Source organism: Buttiauxella sp. 3AFRM03 (assembly GCF_003675305.1).
GTDB lineage: Bacteria > Pseudomonadota > Gammaproteobacteria > Enterobacterales > Enterobacteriaceae > Buttiauxella > Buttiauxella ferragutiae.
On record NZ_CP033076.1, the window covers coordinates 3,886,190 to 3,906,790 of the forward strand.

Consider the following 20,601-nt stretch of genomic DNA (forward strand, 5'->3'; position numbering starts at 1 on the left):
CTGAATATGAAACTCGAAAAACGCAGATTAACTTCTGAGGCCTCCCCTCAGCCAGCCACCAGCCTGGACGGTATTAGCAATAATGACTTTGCTGCCATTGTTCCTGTTATTTCCGGTCAAATTGGCGGGCGTGAAACCAATATTGCGAGCGCGAAAGCGTTACATAACGCATTAGGCGCAGGGCGTGATTTTACGAACTGGATTAAAGGGCGTATTGAGCAGTACGGCTTTATTGCTGGCGTTGACTACATCCGAGTAGAAAATTTGAGCACGCCAAAACGGGCGAGCACAAAATCTCGCCAGCAGGTTGAGCACGACTATCTGCTCTCATTGGATATGGCTAAAGAAGTGGCAATGGTTGAGCGCAATGAGCAGGGTCGCGCCGTTCGCCGTTACTTCATCCAGTGTGAGGAAGCATTAAGCCGCAGCGTACCGGAGATTGCCGCACAGTACCGTCGCCAGCTTAAAGCCCGTATTGGTGCCGCAAATCTGTTTAAGCCAATGTGTGCCGCACTTGATACAGCTCGAGCTGAGCAGGGCAAGCAGACATTGCCACGCCACTACAGCAACGAAAGCAACATGATCGCCCGCATTGTGCTGGGCGGGCTGACGGCTAAGCAGTGGGCGCAGGTTAGCGGTATTGCCGGTGAGCCTCGAGACAGCATGACTGCCGAACAGCTCGAGCACCTGACATATCTGGAAAGCACCAACATCACCATGATTGATATGGGCATGGCCTACGACCAGCGCAAAGCTGAGCTTATTCGTTTGTCTCAGCGTTGGTTAGCCAAGCGTCTGGGAGCCAATCATGCTTAATGCCGCCGTCCAGAGTAAGGGCTTCTCCCTGGCTGGCCTGTTATCAAATGTTATGGTCCAGGACTCAGCGAAAGTTTTCTTTCAGTGCTTAGCAAAACTTAGTCTGAACCTGTCAAAACCTGACATTCAATCAGCCGAAAGTTTGGCTGAGAACCTGTCAAAACCTAACATTCAGAATGCTGTTGCTGGTGGCACCCAAGGTTTTATTGCACTCACTACGCGAGGCGGGAAGATTAATCGGAAGTCACCACGCGAGGCAGGGAGTTTTTGCAACAGTACGCGCACGCGAGGGGGGTTTTTAGAGTCCATAAAAAAGGGCGATGACTTTTCCGAGTCCATAAAAAAGGGCAGCACCGCAGATGCCACCCCTTTGATTCAGAAGCAAAGCGCAAAATTGTGCTTTGGTTATTCTTCTGATGTTTCTGGCTTAACCTTGCGGCGTTCAGCTTTGAGTTTTCGCCCACAAGCATCAAGCACCCAGGAGGAAAAACTAGCATTAGGATTATCAGATTTTTCACTCTCTACGCTGGACTCAATGTCGGCTACCAGCTCGTGCGGAAAGCGAATCGCCTTCTTATCAGATTTGTTATTTTTGTTTCCTGTAGCCATTTCAAGCACTCATGTTCTGCTGTTAAGTGGTAGCACACCATACCGCAAATATAGCGCTAATAAAACTGTTGACGTGGTTGCACACCAAAATGTAAGGTGGTCGCACACCTTGTCCGCAGATAAGGCACAGGCAGTACACAAAATAGCGAAGCCCGGTAGTGCGTCAACACTAACCGGGCTTCTAACCACCACCGATAGGACATGTATCGAGGTAGCTATGTCAAATCGTACCACACCCCATATGGGGCGGGCATCACTCAGCCCGAACAAATTCACCTGGCGTTTTCTCGCTATTAATCGCCACGATAAAAAGGCCAAACCTTGCTGTCTCACAGTCGAAGCTGAAACAGAGCGAGAAGCCCGCAGTATTCTTGCGCCCCATTTCATCCTTTCGCTCGCTGCGCGTCTGCCTGTACTGGGGGTGGCCCATGTCTAAACTGCCTATTACTCAACATGCGCAATATGAATTTTCCCTCAGCCTTTTACACGGTATTCAGGCATCGCTAATCGCGCTGGAAAAATCCATGGAAAATATGGATAGCGAGGATATCAAAGCCGCTATTTCAGCGAATCGATTCATTGCTGCTGGTGCGTCAGATGCCCTTGTTGACTTGCGAAACTGGGAGGCAGGCAAATGAGCACAGCAAAATCAAGCCCTGTTGAGCAGCATTTCAATGATTACGAACGCATTCAGGCCGTTATCGGACGGCAACAGATGGTTATGCCGGTCACGCCAGAAAACCAATCCCGTGACAGTTTGATGCGCGTCAAAGCCGGTATTCACCATCTTTTAACTGAAGTTGTGCCGGGAATTGAAAACCAGCAAGACCGCCAGGAAGTTTATGCGTGGCTGGATGGTATGTATTCGATTTTGCGGATTGAAGAATTCAGCGCCCGCAGCGAGGCCCGGACATGAGCAGTCTATTGAAGTTTCCGAAAGCAAGCTCAGCTCAGGCCTTAAATCACATTGAAGCCACGCCGGAGGGTATCCGGCTTGATAGCAAACTTATCGGTTATACCACCGCTATTCGCCAGCTTGATGAGGGGCATTTCGATTATGCGCCACCTGATGGTATGCGCATCATTGCCGGAATTCATGAAGGTGAAGCGATGGGCTGGTTCGCCCCCACGACAGAGCAAATGGCGCTTATCTGGCGCTGGCTGATTACCTGCCTGTTTATCCATGAGCAGCAGGATAAAAACGGCACGGTGATAGTGGAAAACGAGGACGGCAGCACCAGCCAGGCAGTTATCTATTCCGGCGAGCATGGCGGCATGGCGATTTATCTCTCCACTGAACGTTGCTCACTGGCGACCCATATCGAGGGTATCGCCATTCAAAAATACGGTGCAGAGGCCGGGTTACAGCGGGCAATTCAGCTTTATCAGGGTATGGCAGAAGCCGATCCTGATGGTGGCGCACTGCGTTTATCTCAGTGGGGGCGCGACAGCCTCACTATGCTACACGACAACTTTATCCAGATGCTGAATACCGAAGGGTTGCCAGCAGCACCGACCGCGCACTGAGGGGCATTCTGATGCGTAATATCGACCTTATCCGCGAAGTCACTCACGCCGCCGCGGGCCAATGGCCTTCTGTACTGGCTGGCCTGAATATCGATGTTCCCGACTCACCCCGCAGGCATACAGCTTGCCCCGCTTGTGGCGGGCAAGATCGCTTTCGTTTCGATGATAACGGGCGCGGTAGCCATTTCTGTAACCATTGCGGGGCGGGCGATGGTTTAGACCTGATCCAGAAGGTGAACCGCTGCGACACCACTGAAGCGAGCCGCCTGGTGGCTGATGTGCTGGGTATTGATTACCGGGCAACCGAAACCGACCCGAAAGCAGCCAGCCAGAGAAGGGATCAACTCGACGCCGAACGCCAGCAATGTGAGCTGGAGCGCCAGCAGCAAACCACCGCAGACGCAGAACAGCGCCGGGCGACGTTTGCCACGAAATACCAGACACTGGCGCAGCAGGCAGCACCAGGCGAAAGCCAATACCTGATTACCAAAGGGCTGACGGGCTTCACCTTCCCCGTTCTCCACAATAGCTCGTTGCTGTTATCGCTGGTGGACGAGTTCGGGGACATTACCGCCGCGCAGATCATTACCCCACAGGGTGAGAAGCGCCTCGTATCAGGTTCGGCAAAGCGCGGGGCGTTCTATGTAGCTGACACCTCCGCTAATGTGTGGCCTGAGCCACCAGCCGTAATCATTGTCGAAGGGCTAGCTACAGCGTTAAGCATTCACCTGATGCGCCCTGACGTGATGGTTGTGTGCGCCGTTGATGCAGGAAATCTATTGCCGGTTGCGCAGGTCATGCGGAGGGAATATCCGCAGGCGCAAATCATTATTGCCGCCGATAACGACCATCACGGAGGAGCCTCCGAAACCGGAGCCACCAACACTGGGAAGATTGCCGCAGAGAAAGCCGCTTTATCCGTGGCGGGTTGGGTGGCACTGCCACCGACTGAGCACAAAGCCGATTGGAACGACTACCACCAGCAAAACGGGCTGGAGGCCGCTACACAGGCGTTTAATGAATCCATGTACCAACCGCAAGGGGAAAGCGTGAACCCAACGCTACAGGCCAGTGAGGACGGCAAGATTACGGCAAGGGATAGCGACCCGCTTAAACCGCGTATCGAAAGCCGGAAAGACGGTGTTTTCTGGGTAACTCCGAAGGTGGACAAGGAAAGCGGCGAGATCATCAATAACGAAAGCTGGTTAGCGTCACCTATGGACGTTATCGGTACCGGGCGCGATGACAAGGATCAGTACCTGATTATCCGCTGGCTGGCCTTTGGCACAGATACGCCGACAACCGCCGCTATCCCCCTGGCTGACATTGGAGAACGTGAAGGCTGGCGCACCATGAAAGCGGGAGGGGTTAATGTCACTACGAAAAGCAGCTTACGGGCAACGTTTGCCGACTGGCTACAGCGCAGTGGTTCGCGTGAATTATGGCGTGTTGCTCATGCAACCGGATGGCAGTGCGGGGCATACATCATGCCTGACGGGGAGATCATCGGTACTCCTACCCACCCAGTGTTATTCAGTGGTCGCAGTTCTGCCGCGGCGGGGTATAGCGTACAGGGAACCGCCCGGAGCTGGCGTGATAGTGTCGCGCATATGGCCTATGGCAATTACTCCATGATGACAGCTATCGCCGCAGCACTGGTAGCGCCACTAATCGGTTTATCTGGGGCTGATGGGTTTGGCATTCACTTCTACGAGCAATCAAGCGCGGGTAAGACCACCACCGCTAATGTGGCAAGCAGCTTATACGGCAACCCTGACTTATTACGACTGACCTGGTACGGCACAGCGTTAGGGCTGGCAAACGAGGCTGCCGCCCACAATGACGGGCTGATGCCACTGGATGAGGTTGGACAAGGAGCTGATCCCGTAAGCGTGTCACAGTCTGCCTATGCGCTGTTTAACGGTGTGGGTAAATTGCAGGGGGCAAAAGAAGGCGGTAACCGGGATTTAAAACGCTGGCGTACTGTGGCGATCAGCACCGGGGAAATGGACTTAGAAACCTTCATTGCCACGGCTGGGCGCAAGACCAAAGCCGGGCAACTGGTGCGGCTGCTTAATATCCCGTTGAGTAAGGCTGTACGCTTCCACGACCATCAGAACGGTAAACAGCATGCCGACGCACTGAAAGATGCTTACCAGCATCACCACGGGGCAGCCGGGCGCGAGTGGATTAAATGGCTTGCAGACCACCAGCAGCAGGCCATTGATACCGTGCGCGAGTGCGAAGCCCGCTGGCGCGGTCTTATTCCTGCTGACTATGGCGAGCAGGTTCATCGTGTAGGGGCGAGGTTTGCTATTCTGGAAGCCGCATTGATTCTGGGTGAGGTTGTCACTGGATGGGATGCCCAGACATGCCGTGATGCGATACAGCACAGCTACAACGCGTGGGTACGTGAGTTTGGCACCGGCAACAAGGAGCATCAGCAGATCATCGAGCAGGCTGAGGCATTTCTTAACGCTTTCGGCATGAGCCGGTTCGCCCCCCTCGACTACGATCCTCAGAGCATGCCAATCTCCGAGCTTTACGGGTACAGAGATAAGGGCGATAGATTTGATGATCCTGTGCTGTTCTACGTATTACCGACACCGTTTAAAGCGCAGGTGGCAAATGGTCATAACAAAGACGCTGTAGCAAAAGTGCTTCATGAAACGGGGATGCTAAAGAAGCCAGCCAGTGGAAAGAACTGGCAGATCAGAACGCCACGACTGAAGCACCTGAACGATGCGCGGCCGTGGGCTTACGTTCTGCTGTTTGCTCCTGAGCATGAAGAAGGTGAGAAAGAATAAAAACTCACGCATGAGCATAAATATAGTTGTCCCACTTATCCCAAAGCCTTTGCTTAATAGTTAAGCTTATGTTTTAGAAGGGTATTTGTCTTTAGGTCTGGGATGGGTCTGGGATAAAAACAGGGGTTTTTGGGACAACATCAGGCCGCTCTGGGATAACTTTTAGCGAGTGGCATTTAAGGAATTATTCTCTGGCTGGCAGTTGGGACAACTTTAAAACCCGCCGAGTTGTCCCAAAAAAGAGCCTGCTTATCCCAAAATGGAAATTAATAATCAATAAAATCAGTTTATTAAGTTTTCTGGGATAAGTGGGACAAGTGGGATAACTACTTTTATGTATATATACATAAAAATTCTGATGGAGTGCTCAACATGGATACTGAATACAAGATTGTTTCAACCACTCAGGCAGGCCCTGGCTGGTGGCTGATGTATGAGAGCGACGGGAAGCGATTTTATTACCCTGTAGCTGCATGGGCAAAGTGCGCGACATGGCAAAACGACCATACCGAGAATGTGAAAGAACCCAATGACGCCTGACGCTCGTCACTTGCTACATGTGCCAGTTCTTGATGGTTCGAGCCTGCTCTATCTGCCGGATACAAAGTTTTCCCCAGTGATGGGTAATGCGCCAACTTACTACGTTATTAACGAGGAATCGAAATGACAGCACAGATTTCCGCATACGGGCGGCTGGTGGCAGATCCCCAGACCCGCACCACAGCGAACGATAAGCAAATGACAATGGCACGGCTGGCGGTATCTCTGCCCTGCCATACGGGACAGAACGGAGAGGCTACATACTGGCTGGGCGTGGTGGCATTCGGTAGACAGGCCGAACTGCTGGCAAAGCACCAGAAAGGCGACCTTGTGAGCGTGGCGGGCAATATGCAGCTTAACCAGTGGGCAGGGCAGGACGGTGTGCAGAAAGAGCAACCACAGGTTATAGCCGACAGTGTGGTGAGTGCGAGAACGGCGCGTCCGGGTGGAAATAAAGGCTCACAGGGGCAGGCCACCAGCGCCCTGAATCATGCCCAACAGCAGCAGAACAGCGGCAATGATGACGACCAGACACCGCCGTTTAACGATGAAGTGCCATTCTGATGAGTGCGGAGGACAAACCAATGGTGAAAGACAGTAAGGCTGAGGCGCTGGAGGCTAAAGGGCTTTATCACCGTGCAGCCTCACGCTGGCTGGCAGTGATGGCGCTATGCACTGAGGAAACTGATCGTGACTGGATAACATGCCGCCGTGTGGAGTGCATGGAAAAGGCCAGGCGCCCGCCAGTCAAGGCAGACGATTACGGCGACCTTCACAGAGCCGTGACAGCGGCACAGCACCGCATGGGGATATCGCAACCAAACGGGAACGCATTCAGGCTACCCGAAAGCCGTAAGAAGCAGCGGGAGACGTAAACGCCAGGTTGATGCTGGTACGCAGCAAAACAGGGTTATTTTATTGCGTACCGACCACACGTTAGTGTGGGGTTAGGTCAGCGTTTAGATACGGGATAATCTGACCCTGTAAATAATCCAATGACTGCCCCACGTTTTCTCATATCCCGGATCGCGGATATTGTTCGGTATAACGTGTAGCTAACTTCTGCGCATCACTTAACTGCTCTGGCGTGATTTTTGCCGCAGTCTTATCACGCCAGCCTGACCGTTGGCGGCAGACACCGGGAGCCAGGCATAGAGTTGCCTGGCGTCTTGCGGCATCCCTAATTCATCATCCCAAGATTGTGTTTCGCATCGGCATTTCCCTGCTCAGCGGCCTTGCGATACCAGTCCACAGCCTGCTTGTCATCCTGTGTTACCCCTTCCCCCTCGGCGTACATCGCCCCAAGATTGTTTTGCGCATCGGCATCCCCCTGCTCAGCGGCCTTGCGATACCAGCCCACAGCCTGCTTGTCATCCAGCGCTACCCCTTCACCCTCATCGTACATCATCCCAAGATTGTTCTGCGCCCCGGCATGTCCCTGCTCAGCGGCCTTGCGATACCAGTCCACAGCCTGCTTGTCATCCAGCGGTACCCCTTCACCCTCATCGTAGCTCATTCCAAGATTGAACTGTGCCCCGGCATGTCCCTGCTCAGCGGCCTTGCGATACCAGTCTACAGCCTGCTTGTCATCCAGCGGTACCCCTTTACCTTTGTCGTACATCACCCCAAGATTGAACTGTGCTGTGGCATCTCCCTGCTCAGCAGAAGCGCGAATTTTCGCCGTATCTGCTGTCTCAGTGCTGGCTATTGCATTACCCAGAAAAGCGCTGCCCAGCACCAGTGTCGGTAAAATTTTCCGTAACATTATTATCACCACTAAAATCCAGTTATTTATGGTAAGTACAGCCCTCTTTGTATGCAGAGAGCGGGGAAATCCTCTTATACTGATGAATCACGATTTAATCATGAGTGAAAAATGCGCTCGACGATGACGAACCAGCAAAATACGGCAGCAATGATGTTCACATGGCTAATGCCTCGGTGGTTATCACTGCTTGTATGATGTGCAGGGGCTTAAATTTTCTGGTGCTAATTTCCCTGAAAATTGCGAATTGATGCGCAAAAAATTGCGCAGTGGAAACCTACTCCCTTGCAGACCGTGTCACGACTGGTTTCTTCGGGGCAAACATTGGGGCAAAAATAAAAAAATCGCCCCTGTTTTGGATTAATGATTTCGTTTATTGAATTGCGCAGTGCAGGCGTGATGTGATGGTTGTAACCACTTTGTGTAAAGCCTCCCCCCGTGAACTCTCACCAAAGCACCCACTCTTTAGCCCATGAGTACATGCTAATACTTACCTTTTCTTATTCAGGTCGTTACTCTATGTGATGTCTGGGTTCGTCAAGGTTTCCCCTGAACGTTACTCCATGCAATGCTAAGATTTGCTAAGGTTCCCACTGAGCGTTACCCCATGTGATCCTAAGATTTCCTAAGGTGTGCCGTCTGGTGGGTGTATGGATAAAGAGTTAAAGAGAAAACTGGCAGACATGCGCAAGCAGGCTGAAGAGCATCGCCACCAGCAAGACCAAAACCGGCAGCGCAGCAGCGAGCAGTGGAGTGCGTATTACTCTGTACCGCCACGATTCAGACCGCTATCCCCGCCAAAACCTTACCAGCAGTGGGTGCCATATCCGGAGCACCTTCTCGGTATCTCATGCGGAGCCACCACACGAGCGGGCACACCCTGCAAACTCACCATCATCTATTCTAACGGGCGCTGTAAGTACCATGGCGGCATGAGCACCGGTGCAAAAACGAAAGCAGGGATAAAGCGACAGCGCGAAGGTTACCGGAAATGGCTGGAGCGCCAGCGGGCAAGTAAAGCCGGACGCAAGCGTAGCCGGGTGTATGCCGGTGATGTTCCCTGTATCGACCTGCACACGCTCACGGCCATGTTGAACAGCGAGCCGGGCGTTATCCCCGTACCAGAACACGTAAGCCTTTCAGGGTTTGAGATTGAGCGCCACGGACCAGAACGGTTCACTGTCACATCTCTGGCGGGAATATGCGCCCCGCTCGAACTGGCTGCCACCCATCCTGCCCGTGGTGGTTTACGCTGGTGGTTTGTCTGCCCGCAATGCCATACGCGGCGCACAGCCCTGTATGTGACACCCGCCGCGTTAATCTGCCGTCAATGCGCCGGACTCCATTATGCCAGCCAGGGAAGCAAACAGGTATAGTGGTGTAGTCTGCCGGAATGATGGTTGCCAAAAGGCTGGTTGCCACCGTAATGCAGGCTTCAGAGTGGCAACTGATTGAGGCCGGTGGCCTGGTTCGCACCGAAACAGCGATTTCAGAATGCGGACCTGTCCAGACAATGACTGCTGTTTGCAGGGTATGCAGCAATCACTTATAGCCAGCCCATCTAACCCGCAACTTTCCACGGGTTATTTTTCTCTGCAAAACACCGTTACCGGTGCTTGAGGGAAATGACAGAGGGGAAAAGGTGAAGTACAAGCCCAGTAAGTGATGGGCCAGAACCGGGATAAAACTGCGAATTGCTAATGATGCGTTACAGATGGCGCTGTGGCGGTGAAAACGCCCGGAACAGTTTGAAAACCAGAATCTCGCTTAGGGGCGTGTCCACATTACATGGGTAAGATCAGTTTCCTTCCTGTTCTGTTCTTTGGACATATCCCGTTACCTGCTGAGCTTGAGGCTATGCGCTGATTGCGTATTATCGGTTTAACTTTAACCATATAAATCAGAAGGATTTGGTATGCCAGCAAAAGGCTGTTTTCTTTATCACCTGGATAAAACCACCTGCGGAGGGAGCATTGTTTCCGGCGCTTCCAATGAGACCTACGACATCGGTGGTATACGTCGCCAGCAGGCCAGGGTCGGAGACCCGGTAACGTGCGGTGTCCATGAAGGGCTGTTCCGTATCTGCGGCGGCATGGGTGATACCTACACCGTGAATGGTGCGCCGAAAGAATGGGCGGGTTCGATCGAGAGTTTCAGTTCCTGTCCGTGTCGTGCCCGGTTTGCCCCTTCGGTCAGTACGCACACTTATGATTACAACTGTAACGCCGGGCTGGCGGCGTCACGCGAGCAGGACGTGCGGAAGAAGAAGCTGATTGAGGCGAAGGCAAAAGGCCTTGAGCCAATGCCCCTGCCAGCCCTGATTTATCAGACGAAACGGCAGATGGATGACTATCAGGCGAAAGATATGCATCACGGTGATCTGGATATCCTGGCCCTGAGAAACACCTTCCGGCTTAACGTGGATGACGTTCCCATGAAGGTCAATCCGATGACCCTGAAGCTGAAAGAGCCGGAAGACCCTTTTGCTTTTGCATCGCCCTATGTACATCCCGATTTTCAACCAAAACCGATGCCGACGGTAAGCCGGGAACAGGCGGCGGCGCTGATGTTTGATGAGTTCCGGGAGCTGGCAAAACTGTTCTCATTCCAGGGGCCCTATAAAAATATCATCACCGAGATGATTGATCACATGCAGGAGAACAGTGGCACGCCGTACAGCAGCCTGCTACTGGACAGCGCGCTGAAAGAGCAGATCCTGAATGACCAGTCAGAGAAAAGTACCTTGCTGAAAATAAAAGATATTCTTGGTAAGAAAATAGACACTGAATACGGTTTTTATCCACTAAATGACAAGAGTGAATTATTTAACGGTATTGCAGAACAAACTATTTTACCTAAATTTAATCGTCTGATTGACCGGACTAACGGGCTGGTGATTTCCGTTCATGATACTTGGGCGACGCATATTACGCTGGAATCGCTGGAGGTGACAGGGAACAGCTACTGGGCGAAGGTGCATTACCGGATTCAGGATCACTTCGGGCTTGATGATACGGATGTTCAGAATGAATTGTTCTGGAAGTTTCGCATTTTTCGTCTGTGGTTTGTGCTTCAGCGCTGGGATCAATACGGCTATAAGCCGTTTATCACTGAGATGAATGCCACGGTAGACATCAGTGGGATACTGGATGAATAATCGACTGATAGCGGGCGTTATTGCGGCAGCGGCCTGTGGTTATGTACTTTGGCAGTATCTGACTCCGGTTGAAATTGTAGATGTGCATGGGAAGAATATGTGCAGCAAAATGTATGACTGCCATGGGGATATTCTACTTGTCAGACATTTTCCATACCTGAAAAACCGTCAGATAGCCTGGTGGGAAGCTAATAAGGACATGATACAGGCGAAATATGGTATTCCGCATAAGAGCGAAGATGGCTATTACAATGTGACTATCATGGGGTTTGGTGATGGTTATCGTACTGAACCGGACGAAAGTCTGCTGTTTTCGACTGATGAGGTATTCTGTTTTTATGACATGCCAACAGAGGTTCAATGTATTGACAGGAACCTTCTTTTTGACGTGGATCTGAGCCGGAATACTGGGCTTACATATGAGTCATACTAACTTTTTAGTTAGAGGGTGATTATTAAATCAAAAGGATCTCCATGAGATCCTTTTTTTCTGAGCGTAATCTCTTGCTCTGTAAACGAAAAAACCACCTGGGGAGGTGGCTTGATCGAAGGTTAAGTCAGTTGGGGAACTGCTTAACCGAGGTAACTGAGTATACGAGACCGCAATTACCAAATACTGTTCCTTCAGTGTAGCCGCAGTCAGGCCACAACTTCAAGACCTCTGAATACATCTCTCGTATACCCCAAGTTACCAATGGTTGCTACCAATGGCGTTTTTACGTGTCTTTCCGGGTTGGACTCAAGACGATAGTTACGGGGTTTGAAGTTCAGTGATGTAAAAAACCACGCTAAGCGGTATCAGAAATCGATTTTGATACTATTCGGTCTCAAAATGACCAAAAAACGATATTTGGAACCGCTTTTTTGCGCCAAACATGCCGTCTCATAAGTCTTGATATTTCAGATTGTTAGTTTCTTAACGTAGTTTTCCACACGGTTGGCCCTCGAACCCCAACTGTGCTTTTTCTGACGCGCTGCCGCTTGTCCAACACCTCACGACCCCGCAATAAATTGCGTACCCGTTCACCGTTTTCAGAGGTGGGCCGCGGGCCCACTTGCGGGACAGGGGATGTTTAGTCCCCGTGCTCTCTGGCAGACTACAGGGATTGTTTTATCAGGAGGTGTTATGTCACGACTGACCGAATTAACCCCGGCGGAGAAAAAATTCCTTGATGATGCCGTGGCGGAAGCGGAACGGGTTGCCGGGAAGAAGCTCAATCAGCCGAACAGGCATATTGTGCTTAACCAGGCGAGGGCGCAGATAGAGTCCGCCCGCTATGCGGCGAAGAAGCAGGCGGAGCGGGCAGAGGCGAGACAGGAAGCGGAGTTTACCTGGTCAAAACCGAAACCTTTCCGGCGCTGACAGGGCTCTTTCCGGCGGTTTCTGGGGGCAAGCGGGCTGAAACGGCCCGCCATGCAGTCCGGTGCATAGCCATTCACCCCTGCAAAATTCATCAGACGCGTTGCCTGGTAAGCTGTGGTTTTCGCTGTCTTCAGGCGAAAAACGCGCCCAGCGCGTTTTAGCGGTGCCGACAACGGATGTTATGTTTAATCTGGTCGTTACTTGGCCGGTTTTTCTGGCAGACCCATTTCGATGGTCTCAAGAGACTTGAGCATGTAGGGAGTGAAATCGACTTCTTTTCCGTCGACGATATTGATCATCGATCTTGAACCACAGAAAGCAGAATAGCTCTGATTTTGTATCAGACAGAATGAGATATATTTTTTTACCCCTTTCTTTTTTTCCCACAGGGGAATATTGCTGTCGATAACCGCATAGCCACGGGCATTGACGGACTGGATATTATACAGTTCCACAGGCTGTAGTTCGCTCAGACTTTTAATGCCATAAACCTCTTGAGATCGCTTGGTGCTCTCCTTGCTCAAGGTGTACTTTTTCTTTTCCCATAATCCTGTTTTTTCATCAAGATAGACCTTTTCAGGTAGGACTTGGTCAGGACCATATCCATTATTAGTAACATCAACAGAATACAGGCAAAGCCACGGGGTTTGGCCTGATGGTGGATATTTATTATGTTCAGGTGGATAGAATAATTTTAATGAAACAGTTCCGCAGCCAGCTGTATCTGCCAAGTAGTCATATCGATCCACCGTTTTTTGGTAAAAAGATAGGTCGCTGAATCTGTCTGGAATGGTAATCTCCGGCGTTATTTTTCCAGAGGAAAAAAAAGGGACTACCGCCAACAGTAATAATTTCTTCATCATCCTCTCCTTAGTTGGTTTGATTCAGGTTTTTCGTTGACAGGGGTGTTATTGCTGTCCGGGAATTTCTGCTCGGTGAGGACGGCTATTGCGCTGCCGTAGACACAGCATCGGGCATCAAAACCATTCAGCCCTTGATACTGCCTGTTGCCGACTTGGCTTGGCAGATTAACGGCTGCGCTGGCCTGCCAGAATGCCTGGCTCCTATAGTAAATTTTTATCCCACTCCCAAGGGGGGTAACGCTACACCGCTCCAGTACATGCTCGTTGTCGGCGTAGAAGGCCATATCCCTTGCCACCCAGTAAAATCCGGCGCTGCTGGTCGCCTCATAAAGGTCGTTGCTGACGTTATTTCGCCATTGGATAATATTTTCAGGTACGTGGTTTTCAGTATCAGACAGGTGATTGTCGGTGTAGCGAATGCCCCGGTGTAAATACAGGCGACTATATTCATTTATCAGGGTGTTTTTGATATTTTCAGCGCAGGTTCTTCCCTTGAAGCTGAAATAATCAAAGTAGTTTTCAGGATTAGTTAGCTGTAACAGGCCGCGCCCGTACCACGGGTAATACCAGATGTTGTAGCGGCGAATGACCTGATGTGTACGCGGGTCTGTTTCTGTATAACGGTAACCCTCTTCCATTGATCCCAGCCAGCCCGTTTCCTGAATACCGTTACCAAGAAAACAGGCCATACGCAGCGGGGTAGTTATCAGGTATTTTTGCATAGCCCTGTTTATGTGTGTGCGGATATTGTCCGCGACGCTCCCTGCTCCATCCCGGTAGGTGATGGCCTCCCAGCGGTAATCATTCCGTCGAACCATTCTTAACACGTTCCGGGGAACAACCTGCTTCAGCTCTGATTTGCTGAGCCAGTAACATTTGCGGAAATGGCTGATAAATGCGGCTGGGTGGAAATGCCACAGTCGGCCAGTGCCAAGTTCGCCCGTATCAAAGCACAGCGCAGAGGCATGCTCTTTGATTTTGCTGTAGTCCGTATCCGACATGGCGGGTACATCTTCACTGCCTTTTTTCAGCCAGGCATAGCGCTGGTCAAAGGTGGCTGGATTCCATTCCAGTGGAAAATGGCAGACAAGTTTGTCGCCCAGCTCGCTGAGGTGCCCGCTTTTCTGTAAATCCGCAATGAGCGGAGAATTGCACTGGCTGTTATTGTCCGTGTCATCGTCCACCATCCACCATCCACCATCCACCACCCCGTCCAGTGGGGAAAGTCGGCATCGCTGAATTTTTTTATGTCGGGAGAGGCCAGATTGACCATACCCGTACCACCGGGAAAACTGACGGTGCGCCACAGTGGAGCACTGGCAGGTGTCAGGGTTTCATGTTCAGTGTTGATGACCCGCCCGAAGCGGAGCAGCTCGAACCCGGCTGACGGATTTTGTGGATACAGGCGGCATGCAGTGCGGTACAGGCTGTATTCATAACCGACAGGTTTACCGTCATCATCATGCTTAATGCTGTCGGTATCCACCAGGGGATCGCCTACCGTGTCATAGATAAAATCACTGGTCGCATTTTTCCTTCGTGTGACCATTGTGCAGCTACCGTTTTCAAAGGTCATGCTGACGAACAACGGCTCTGTACTGGTATGAACCTTATTCAGATTGCCCGTATCTGGTGAACCTGCATCGGAAACCTGTTCATAAAACGGTATTCCTGCAGGCAGGTAAAAATGAATATCGCCGTAAATCGTGTCCGTTCTGCCGTCTGTTGCGATGTTCAGACCTGGAGTGGTTCGCCCAGTCAGTCTCAGCATGTTCTCGTCGTCACAGAACACCTGAAAATGGAAGGCATTCACGCCGTCCACCATGCCATTCATCCCGATAGGGTCTTTACGCCAGATTCTGGCACCCTCTGCCACTGCCGGGTCCAGTCGGTCGCGAAGGTGCATATACAGGGAATAGAAAACAATACTGCCGCTGTCACCTGAACCTATGGAGGTTTCATGTTTCAGCAGCACATATCCGTTATCAGTCTGCCCGTTGTAGTTCAGCGGGAATGCATCGCGCTTATCCGTTCCAGATGGCTTACGGAAAGAGACCACCACACCATCAGCAATCGCCCGGACCATTTCCGGGTGGTGGGTTTTGTCGGTATGGGTGACGTGTACACCACCATGCCAGGAACCATGCGCATTGAGTGGGAAGCTCCGCGTTGCGTCGATGGGAAGCATACTGTTTACCCATGAATCCTCACTGTCACCAGCGTTCTGTTCACGGATAAATGGCGGGCTGATTATCATGCTGACTCCCTGTCTGATTTTTAGAATTCATAAAAGCGCAGAATAGCGCAGTTTTATTTAAATAAGCATTGTCCACTTGCAAAGAAAATGCGGAATACTTACGCCTCACCAGATATTTTATAGACCGTGGAGCGGGCAATATTCAGTCGACGGGCTATTTCCGATGCGCCCAGGCCTTCCTGCCGTAGAGCCAGTACCTGTTCCCGGTTTGCGACCATTCAGTTTTGCTTCCTGTCTGCCTTCGTTTGTACGTTCCAGAATTCTCTGCTGCTCGGCCTGGGCTACAGCCGACAGAATGGTGGCCACCATTTCTCCCATGTCACCATCAGTACTGCTCCCGTCATCGATAAACCGGACAGCCGATTCATTGTAGGGCTGAGGTGGTATCCCTTGCTTGCCTCCAGCCAGCGCAGCCGCTGCCGCTTCCATTCGCTCCACCAGTACAAGCAGATGATTTTCAGGGTTGCTGTCTGGCCGGTTCAGTTTTTGACGTACTGCCTCAATCAGCCATGCCGTTTTATCGGTGCTTGACTCATTCACAGCAGAGTTGAACGCCCCGGCCAGTTCAGCAGGAACGCGGAAAGTAACAGACATTGACTTGCTCATGATGGTTACCTGATAAATAAACAGGTGGACATTTTACCAGTGTAAGACAGTGATGAAATTCAATATGCGGGGTTATCCCAGATGTAAACTTTAGAGCGGTACGCAAAGCAGAAGTACGCAAACAGGTACGCAGCGAAAACGCATTATCTGAACGCGTATTTATCAAAATGGAGCGTGGTAAAATTGGCATAAATTTATGACTGAGTATGACAAGGCGGTGATCAATGGCAGCACTAACAACAGCGGTTAAAGCCTACATAGTACAGGCGCTGGCCTGCCTCGATACACCATCCCAGGTAGTAAAGGCCGTCCAGGAAGAATTCGGTTTAGTTATCACGCGGCAACAGGTCGAATCGCACGACCCAACAAAGGCGAATGGTAAGAAGCTGGCGCAGAAGTGGGTTGAGCTTTTCCACTTCACCCGTGAGCAGCTTCAGAAAGAATTATCAGGCATTCCGATCGCTAACAAAGCAATCCGATTGCGTTCACTGGATCGAATGGCTTCTCAGGCTGAGAGTATGAAGAACTACCCATTGGCAGCAAAGCTTATTGAACAGGCTGCGAAGGAGTGCGGTGATATGTATACCAACAGGAAAAAGCTGTAACGGCCCAATGATGGTTTGGTATCCATGCTGGTGGTATCCACTCTGGTATCCACCGAAACGCATGGTTTCCACTGGTGAGGTTTCCAAGTTGGTTTCCACCGAAAAGGCTATTGATAATGGTAACCACGGTACCGAATACACAGCTCCCGACACCCAGAAGTGAAGTTCGCAGGCGTGAGGTTCGCACAAAGGTTCGCACCGAAATGACGTATTCCCATGCGAACCAAAGATGGTAACCAGCCCGGTAACCACTTTTGGTAACCACCGAAAAGCAGCATTTAGCCGACCCGCACCGCTTCCCCGTCTATGGCATCATGCTTACCGCCTTCATCACGACGCACAACACTGGAACCGGGCAACCCATACCGGCTACAGTTACACCAGACGCCTTTACCGCCACCTGATTGTGTCGTGTCCTGCCGCCGCTCATAACTGGTTATCTGCTCCAGCAAACCATCATTAACCATTGCCTCCAATGTGCGTCGGGTAGATTCAAGCTGATAACGGTTATCGTGACTGCTAAGGCCATGAAGCAACCAGGCTACACCGGACACATCGAACGGAGGCGCACCAATCTCACCCGTCACCCATTCCAGGCTATCCGGTTCGTAGTAGCTCAGGATTTCTTTTTTGCGGCTGGTCATTCTCATGGCGGGCAGATTCCTTAACGTGGGATACATCTATCCTACATTAAGGAATGTGCAGGCTTACGGTATATGAGGTGACCTGCGAAGGAGTCGAGTAAGTTTTCATTGGGCGAAAATTCATCATTTAACCGGCAAGCAAAAACAAATGTGTATAGAAATATGTATAGAATCAAAATTCAATATTCGCTGAATAGCTCTATCACTGATGTTGTATCGGTTTGTTCTACTCCCTTCACCCCCCTTGCGTCACCGTTTGAAAACCTCCAGTTCTGTCACTATGTATTACCTAAACAACCGCAGTCTCATGCAACAATTTCCACTTCGTATCGGTAAAGACGACGGTAGAGTAGCGCAGCGTGGGCTCTTGCCCTGGCAGGGTTTGCCTTTCGCTGTAGCTAACCAGCGCCCCAGTCAGCCAGTCTTCAACGATCTTAATTTCTTCGACGACAATTTTTAGCCCCGGTTTCGCCGCACTTTGCCCGCGGAAAAAGGCACTCAGCATCGCAAAATCCAGCTTTACACCGCTAGTGGTGATCATGGAAAACGACGGGGCGAAGCGTGCCAGCAGCGCTTCCACGTCACCTTCACCTTTGCCCAGCCAGTTTTCGATTGCGACGTGGGCATCAATGACTTCTCTGATATACGGGTTCATCTTTATTCCTTTTGAGCGTTAAGTTGGCGCACGATGGCGCGGTTGGGGATACGCAGACAGAGCATCGCAGGGATCAGCGCACTGGCGGCTGCCAGGTAAAAGCACCAATGCCAGGCTAACGTGGCAGGCATATTTTCCTGCAATTTATTAAGCAGCAAGCTTAATAGTGCTATACCCAGGCAGAAGCTGAGCTGGCGATTGATATTCCACAAGGCGCTGGCCTGGGCAAGCTGCGCATCGTTCACTTGCAGGAAGGCGCAGCTTTGCGCAGTGCTGCTGCATAGGCTCCCACCAAATCCCATCATCGCAAACGCCAACAGCAGCAATGGATACTGTTGTGCGCTCCCCACTTGGGACAGCACCAGAATCCCTAATCCTTGCATAATGCAGCCGGTAATCAGCAGAGGGCGCGGGCCAAAGTGGTTGAACTGTTTTCCGGTAAACGTTATCGCCATAAACGACGCCAGCGACCAGGGGATCATCAGGCTGCCGACATGCGTGGCATTCATGCCAAGCTGGTTCTGCAAATACAGCATTGCGACCAGATTTACGCCAATAAAGATGCCAGGAATGGCCTGGTAAATCATCATGGCGTTACGCAAAAGTGGGTTCAGTACCAACCGCAGATTAAGCAATGGATGGGAATGCCGCAGGCTGTGGCGCACATAACCTGCCAGCATCACCAGGCCACCGGCAAGCATAACCAAACCGGAAGCCAGCCCGTCGTCGCTCTCGGCAAGTCGGGTTAACCCGAGCAGAATTAGCAGCAGGGCGCTACAACCGCTGAGCAGGCCGATGGCATCAAGCGGCGTCCGCGTCTGTGTGCTGGATTCTCTGCGCAGCCAGAGTGCGGCAAGCAGTAGAGCAAGCAGCGCCAACGGCAGGTTGGCAAAAAAGACCCAGCGCCAGGAAAGCGTATCGACAATCAGCCCACCGAGTGCGGGAGAAATCGCCGGAGCAAGCAGGCCAACGAGCATAATTGCCGCCGACAGACCTGCTCTTTCGTGGGGGCGGTAAAGCTGGTAGGCGAGAGTCTGCCCCACGGGGATGAGCAGGCCACCACCCATGCCCTGTAACAGCCGCCAGCCGATTAGCTGCCCTATACTTTGTGCACAGCCCGCGCCCAGCGTCGCAACCAGAAATATTCCAAGCGAAAGCAGAAACACCCGATGCCCGCCCACTTTTTCTGCCAGCCAGGCACTGAGAGGAATCACCAGCGTCAGCCCGAGAATATAGGCGTTGCTCACCCAGGTCAGCTCGCTGACCGATGCCCCCAACCCGTGGCCGATGGCGGGATACGCGACGTTTGCGATAAACATATTGATTAAATCGACGAAAAAACCGAGCAGGTAGACAACGGCGACTTTAGTGCGATAGGGCATACCACCTCCGATTAGAGGGGAGGAGTGTAGCGACGCACAAAGGGAGGATAAATCACCGCCAGAGGATTACACTGTCAAAATTATTTTGACAGTGACAGAGTTCGAGATGCTTAATCTGCAAAGGCTAACGATATTTGTGGCGGTGGTAGAGGCGGGGAGTTTTACTGCTGCAGCCACGGCGCTTGGGCAAACCAAGGCAGCAGTGAGTTTTAATATCAAACAGTTAGAAGCTGAGCTCGGTGTGTCTTTGCTGGCTCGCAGCACCCGCCGGCTGTCATTGACCGACGTCGGAGAGCGCTTTTTCCTGCGTTGTCAGCGTTTGTTGGAGGAGGCGGAAAACCTGCTTGATAACGTCCAGCAGGATCATGGCGGGTTAAGCGGTGTACTGCGGATCACCAGCACGCCGGAATACGGTGCTAAGGTAGTGGTTCCTGCACTTGCTGCTTTCTCTCGCCTGCATCCACAGTTGCGTATTCAACACGTATCCTCTTCTTATCACGCTGATTTAATTGCCGAACGTTTTGACGTCGCCATTCGCCTGGGGCAGCTTGCGGATTCCAGCCTCCGGGCGGCTCCCATCGACAGTTTTGCTATTTATCCTGTTGCCTCACCTGTTTATCTCGCCGAACACCCGATAGCAAATTTGGCACAGTTAGCGCATGCGTCCTGGCTTGCCCACAGCAGGCTTAGCTCACCGCTGAGTTGGCAGGTGGTGACCCCGGAGCAGCAGGCGGTTTTATTTAAGGTCGAGAACCCTCCTGCGATTGTCGCAGACAGCGCAGGCGCGCTGCTTGCCTTCGCCACGCAAGGCTCGGGAGTTGCGCTGTTACCAGAATGGTTGGTGCGCTCGTCTCTTAAGCTCGGTGAACTGATGGCCTTGTTGCCGGACCACCAGTTTCCGCGCCAGAGTATCTATGCCCTTTACCCCAATACCCGCCACGTCCCCGAGAAAGTGCGTGTGTTTATCGATTTTTTGCGTGAGTGGGTCGACGCGGGAAAATAATT

At 51.7% G+C, this 20,601-nt stretch carries 22 protein-coding genes and 4 pseudogenes; 16 read left to right on the top strand and 10 right to left on the bottom strand.

Annotation, left to right across the window (positions count from 1 at the left end):
- Window positions 1–6 precede the first annotated feature (6 nt).
- Window positions 7–816: an antA/AntB antirepressor family protein gene (locus tag D8682_RS19660; protein WP_121814941.1), complete on the top strand. Its 810-nt coding sequence runs from the start codon at window positions 7–9 to the stop codon at window positions 814–816.
- Between the two features lie 405 nt (window positions 817–1,221).
- Here the strand turns inward: D8682_RS19660 and D8682_RS19665 are convergent, their stop codons facing one another.
- Window positions 1,222–1,425 (bottom strand): YlcI/YnfO family protein, encoded by a 204-nt coding sequence (locus D8682_RS19665; protein WP_121814942.1) that lies wholly within the window; start codon window positions 1,423–1,425, stop codon window positions 1,222–1,224.
- A 241-nt stretch (window positions 1,426–1,666) separates the two neighbouring features.
- Here D8682_RS19665 and D8682_RS26805 point away from each other — a divergent pair, with 241 nt between their 5' ends.
- The 9 genes from D8682_RS26805 (at window position 1,667) to D8682_RS19700 (ending at window position 7,174) form a co-directional block, all read left to right on the top strand.
- Window positions 1,667–1,861 carry a host cell division inhibitor Icd-like protein gene (locus tag D8682_RS26805; protein ID WP_162303072.1) on the top strand — a complete coding sequence of 65 codons (195 nt, stop codon included), beginning with the start codon at window positions 1,667–1,669 and terminating at the stop codon, window positions 1,859–1,861.
- A complete protein-coding gene (locus D8682_RS19675) occupies window positions 1,854–2,063 on the top strand; it encodes a hypothetical protein (protein ID WP_121814944.1) in 210 nt (69 codons plus the stop codon). Before D8682_RS26805 ends, D8682_RS19675 begins: the two co-directional genes overlap by 8 nt.
- Window positions 2,060–2,341, top strand: coding sequence for a transcriptional regulator (locus tag D8682_RS19680; RefSeq protein ID WP_121814945.1), 282 nt, complete (start codon window positions 2,060–2,062; stop codon window positions 2,339–2,341). Before D8682_RS19675 ends, D8682_RS19680 begins: the two co-directional genes overlap by 4 nt.
- Window positions 2,338–2,952, top strand: a complete 615-nt coding sequence (locus D8682_RS19685; RefSeq protein WP_121814946.1) for a hypothetical protein — start codon at window positions 2,338–2,340, stop codon at window positions 2,950–2,952. The genes D8682_RS19680 and D8682_RS19685 overlap by 4 nt, the downstream gene beginning before the upstream one ends.
- Window positions 2,953–2,963: 11 nt before the next feature.
- A complete protein-coding gene (locus D8682_RS19690) occupies window positions 2,964–5,759 on the top strand; it encodes a TOPRIM and DUF927 domain-containing protein (protein WP_121814947.1) in 2,796 nt (931 codons plus the stop codon).
- A gap of 372 nt (window positions 5,760–6,131) precedes the next feature.
- Entirely contained in the window at window positions 6,132–6,299 is a 168-nt protein-coding gene (locus D8682_RS26810; protein WP_162303031.1) for a hypothetical protein, read from the top strand.
- Entirely contained in the window at window positions 6,289–6,426 is a 138-nt protein-coding gene (locus D8682_RS26815) for a hypothetical protein (RefSeq protein ID WP_162303032.1), read from the top strand. Before D8682_RS26810 ends, D8682_RS26815 begins: the two co-directional genes overlap by 11 nt.
- The gene (locus D8682_RS19695; RefSeq protein ID WP_121814948.1) at window positions 6,423–6,863 is read left to right on the top strand and encodes a single-stranded DNA-binding protein; all 441 of its coding nucleotides are present in this window, start codon (window positions 6,423–6,425) and stop codon (window positions 6,861–6,863) included. The genes D8682_RS26815 and D8682_RS19695 overlap by 4 nt, the downstream gene beginning before the upstream one ends.
- Before the next feature lie 20 nt (window positions 6,864–6,883).
- The gene (locus D8682_RS19700) at window positions 6,884–7,174 is read left to right on the top strand and encodes a PerC family transcriptional regulator (RefSeq protein ID WP_121815740.1); all 291 of its coding nucleotides are present in this window, start codon (window positions 6,884–6,886) and stop codon (window positions 7,172–7,174) included.
- A 305-nt stretch (window positions 7,175–7,479) separates the two neighbouring features.
- Here the strand turns inward: D8682_RS19700 and D8682_RS19705 are convergent, their stop codons facing one another.
- Window positions 7,480–8,064, bottom strand: a complete 585-nt coding sequence (locus D8682_RS19705; protein ID WP_121815741.1) for a tetratricopeptide repeat protein — start codon at window positions 8,062–8,064, stop codon at window positions 7,480–7,482.
- 650 nt (window positions 8,065–8,714) lie between these two features.
- Between D8682_RS19705 and D8682_RS19710 the strand changes: the two genes are divergently transcribed.
- The 3 genes from D8682_RS19710 (at window position 8,715) to D8682_RS19720 (ending at window position 11,654) form a co-directional block, all read left to right on the top strand.
- Window positions 8,715–9,440, top strand: a complete 726-nt coding sequence (locus D8682_RS19710) for an HGGxSTG domain-containing protein (protein ID WP_121814949.1) — start codon at window positions 8,715–8,717, stop codon at window positions 9,438–9,440.
- A gap of 539 nt (window positions 9,441–9,979) precedes the next feature.
- Window positions 9,980–11,221, top strand: a complete 1,242-nt coding sequence (locus tag D8682_RS19715) for a PAAR domain-containing protein (protein WP_121814950.1) — start codon at window positions 9,980–9,982, stop codon at window positions 11,219–11,221.
- Entirely contained in the window at window positions 11,214–11,654 is a 441-nt protein-coding gene (locus tag D8682_RS19720) for a DUF943 family protein (protein WP_121814951.1), read from the top strand. The genes D8682_RS19715 and D8682_RS19720 overlap by 8 nt, the downstream gene beginning before the upstream one ends.
- 206 nt (window positions 11,655–11,860) lie before the next feature.
- Here D8682_RS19720 and D8682_RS27475 read toward each other — a convergent pair.
- A pseudogene (locus tag D8682_RS27475) lies at window positions 11,861–11,974 on the bottom strand (replication initiation protein); the annotation flags it as partial.
- Window positions 11,975–12,347: 373 nt separating this feature from the next.
- Between D8682_RS27475 and D8682_RS19730 the strand changes: the two are divergent.
- Complete coding sequence (locus D8682_RS19730) at window positions 12,348–12,584, top strand: hypothetical protein (RefSeq protein ID WP_121814952.1); 237 nt, start codon at window positions 12,348–12,350, stop codon at window positions 12,582–12,584.
- Between the two features lie 197 nt (window positions 12,585–12,781).
- On the opposite strand, the gene D8682_RS19735 is transcribed toward D8682_RS19730, so the two are convergent.
- From D8682_RS19735 to D8682_RS27485, 4 genes and pseudogenes are all read right to left on the bottom strand, one after another.
- Window positions 12,782–13,444 carry a hypothetical protein gene (locus tag D8682_RS19735; protein ID WP_121814953.1) on the bottom strand — a complete coding sequence of 221 codons (663 nt, stop codon included), beginning with the start codon at window positions 13,442–13,444 and terminating at the stop codon, window positions 12,782–12,784.
- Window positions 13,444–15,704, bottom strand: a pseudogene (locus tag D8682_RS27480) (M23 family peptidase). The gene D8682_RS19735 and the pseudogene D8682_RS27480 overlap by 1 nt, the downstream one beginning before the upstream one ends.
- 98 nt (window positions 15,705–15,802) lie before the next feature.
- Window positions 15,803–15,922, bottom strand: coding sequence for a helix-turn-helix domain-containing protein (locus tag D8682_RS27240; protein WP_370090770.1), 120 nt, complete (start codon window positions 15,920–15,922; stop codon window positions 15,803–15,805).
- A gap of 3 nt (window positions 15,923–15,925) precedes the next feature.
- Window positions 15,926–16,310: pseudogene (locus D8682_RS27485) on the bottom strand (recombinase family protein); the annotation flags it as partial.
- Between the two features lie 224 nt (window positions 16,311–16,534).
- Here D8682_RS27485 and D8682_RS19750 point away from each other — a divergent pair.
- Window positions 16,535–16,912, top strand: a pseudogene (locus tag D8682_RS19750) (DUF2280 domain-containing protein); the annotation flags it as partial.
- Between the two features lie 281 nt (window positions 16,913–17,193).
- Here D8682_RS19750 and D8682_RS19755 read toward each other — a convergent pair.
- The 3 genes from D8682_RS19755 to D8682_RS19765 all read right to left on the bottom strand — a co-directional run bounded on the left by D8682_RS19755 (window position 17,194) and on the right by D8682_RS19765 (window position 19,596).
- Window positions 17,194–17,565 (bottom strand): hypothetical protein, encoded by a 372-nt coding sequence (locus D8682_RS19755; protein WP_121814955.1) that lies wholly within the window; start codon window positions 17,563–17,565, stop codon window positions 17,194–17,196.
- Between the two features lie 283 nt (window positions 17,566–17,848).
- Window positions 17,849–18,214, bottom strand: a complete 366-nt coding sequence (locus D8682_RS19760) for a DUF4440 domain-containing protein (RefSeq protein ID WP_121814956.1) — start codon at window positions 18,212–18,214, stop codon at window positions 17,849–17,851.
- 2 nt (window positions 18,215–18,216) lie between these two features.
- Complete coding sequence (locus D8682_RS19765) at window positions 18,217–19,596, bottom strand: MFS transporter (protein WP_121814957.1); 1,380 nt, start codon at window positions 19,594–19,596, stop codon at window positions 18,217–18,219.
- A gap of 106 nt (window positions 19,597–19,702) precedes the next feature.
- Between D8682_RS19765 and D8682_RS19770 the strand changes: the two genes are divergently transcribed.
- Window positions 19,703–20,599, top strand: coding sequence for a LysR family transcriptional regulator (locus tag D8682_RS19770; protein WP_121814958.1), 897 nt, complete (start codon window positions 19,703–19,705; stop codon window positions 20,597–20,599).
- Window positions 20,600–20,601 lie beyond the last annotated feature (2 nt).

Excerpts from the sequence above, each read along its gene's own strand:
- D8682_RS19660 (WP_121814941.1), top strand. The coding sequence starts at position 7 with ATGAAACTCGAAAAACGCAGATTAACTTCTGAGGCCTCCCCTCAGCCA.
- D8682_RS19665 (WP_121814942.1), bottom strand. The coding sequence starts at position 1,425 with ATGGCTACAGGAAACAAAAATAACAAATCTGATAAGAAGGCGATTCGC.
- D8682_RS26805 (WP_162303072.1), top strand. The coding sequence starts at position 1,667 with ATGGGGCGGGCATCACTCAGCCCGAACAAATTCACCTGGCGTTTTCTC.
- D8682_RS19675 (WP_121814944.1), top strand. The coding sequence starts at position 1,854 with ATGTCTAAACTGCCTATTACTCAACATGCGCAATATGAATTTTCCCTC.
- D8682_RS19680 (WP_121814945.1), top strand. The coding sequence starts at position 2,060 with ATGAGCACAGCAAAATCAAGCCCTGTTGAGCAGCATTTCAATGATTAC.
- D8682_RS19685 (WP_121814946.1), top strand. The coding sequence starts at position 2,338 with ATGAGCAGTCTATTGAAGTTTCCGAAAGCAAGCTCAGCTCAGGCCTTA.
- D8682_RS19690 (WP_121814947.1), top strand. The coding sequence starts at position 2,964 with ATGCGTAATATCGACCTTATCCGCGAAGTCACTCACGCCGCCGCGGGC.
- D8682_RS26810 (WP_162303031.1), top strand. The coding sequence starts at position 6,132 with ATGGATACTGAATACAAGATTGTTTCAACCACTCAGGCAGGCCCTGGC.
- D8682_RS26815 (WP_162303032.1), top strand. The coding sequence starts at position 6,289 with ATGACGCCTGACGCTCGTCACTTGCTACATGTGCCAGTTCTTGATGGT.
- D8682_RS19695 (WP_121814948.1), top strand. The coding sequence starts at position 6,423 with ATGACAGCACAGATTTCCGCATACGGGCGGCTGGTGGCAGATCCCCAG.
- D8682_RS19700 (WP_121815740.1), top strand. The coding sequence starts at position 6,884 with ATGGTGAAAGACAGTAAGGCTGAGGCGCTGGAGGCTAAAGGGCTTTAT.
- D8682_RS19705 (WP_121815741.1), bottom strand. The coding sequence starts at position 8,064 with ATGTTACGGAAAATTTTACCGACACTGGTGCTGGGCAGCGCTTTTCTG.
- D8682_RS19710 (WP_121814949.1), top strand. The coding sequence starts at position 8,715 with ATGGATAAAGAGTTAAAGAGAAAACTGGCAGACATGCGCAAGCAGGCT.
- D8682_RS19715 (WP_121814950.1), top strand. The coding sequence starts at position 9,980 with ATGCCAGCAAAAGGCTGTTTTCTTTATCACCTGGATAAAACCACCTGC.
- D8682_RS19720 (WP_121814951.1), top strand. The coding sequence starts at position 11,214 with ATGAATAATCGACTGATAGCGGGCGTTATTGCGGCAGCGGCCTGTGGT.
- D8682_RS19730 (WP_121814952.1), top strand. The coding sequence starts at position 12,348 with ATGTCACGACTGACCGAATTAACCCCGGCGGAGAAAAAATTCCTTGAT.
- D8682_RS19735 (WP_121814953.1), bottom strand. The coding sequence starts at position 13,444 with ATGAAGAAATTATTACTGTTGGCGGTAGTCCCTTTTTTTTCCTCTGGA.
- D8682_RS27240 (WP_370090770.1), bottom strand. The coding sequence starts at position 15,922 with ATGGTCGCAAACCGGGAACAGGTACTGGCTCTACGGCAGGAAGGCCTG.
- D8682_RS19755 (WP_121814955.1), bottom strand. The coding sequence starts at position 17,565 with ATGAGAATGACCAGCCGCAAAAAAGAAATCCTGAGCTACTACGAACCG.
- D8682_RS19760 (WP_121814956.1), bottom strand. The coding sequence starts at position 18,214 with ATGAACCCGTATATCAGAGAAGTCATTGATGCCCACGTCGCAATCGAA.
- D8682_RS19765 (WP_121814957.1), bottom strand. The coding sequence starts at position 19,596 with ATGCCCTATCGCACTAAAGTCGCCGTTGTCTACCTGCTCGGTTTTTTC.
- D8682_RS19770 (WP_121814958.1), top strand. The coding sequence starts at position 19,703 with ATGCTTAATCTGCAAAGGCTAACGATATTTGTGGCGGTGGTAGAGGCG.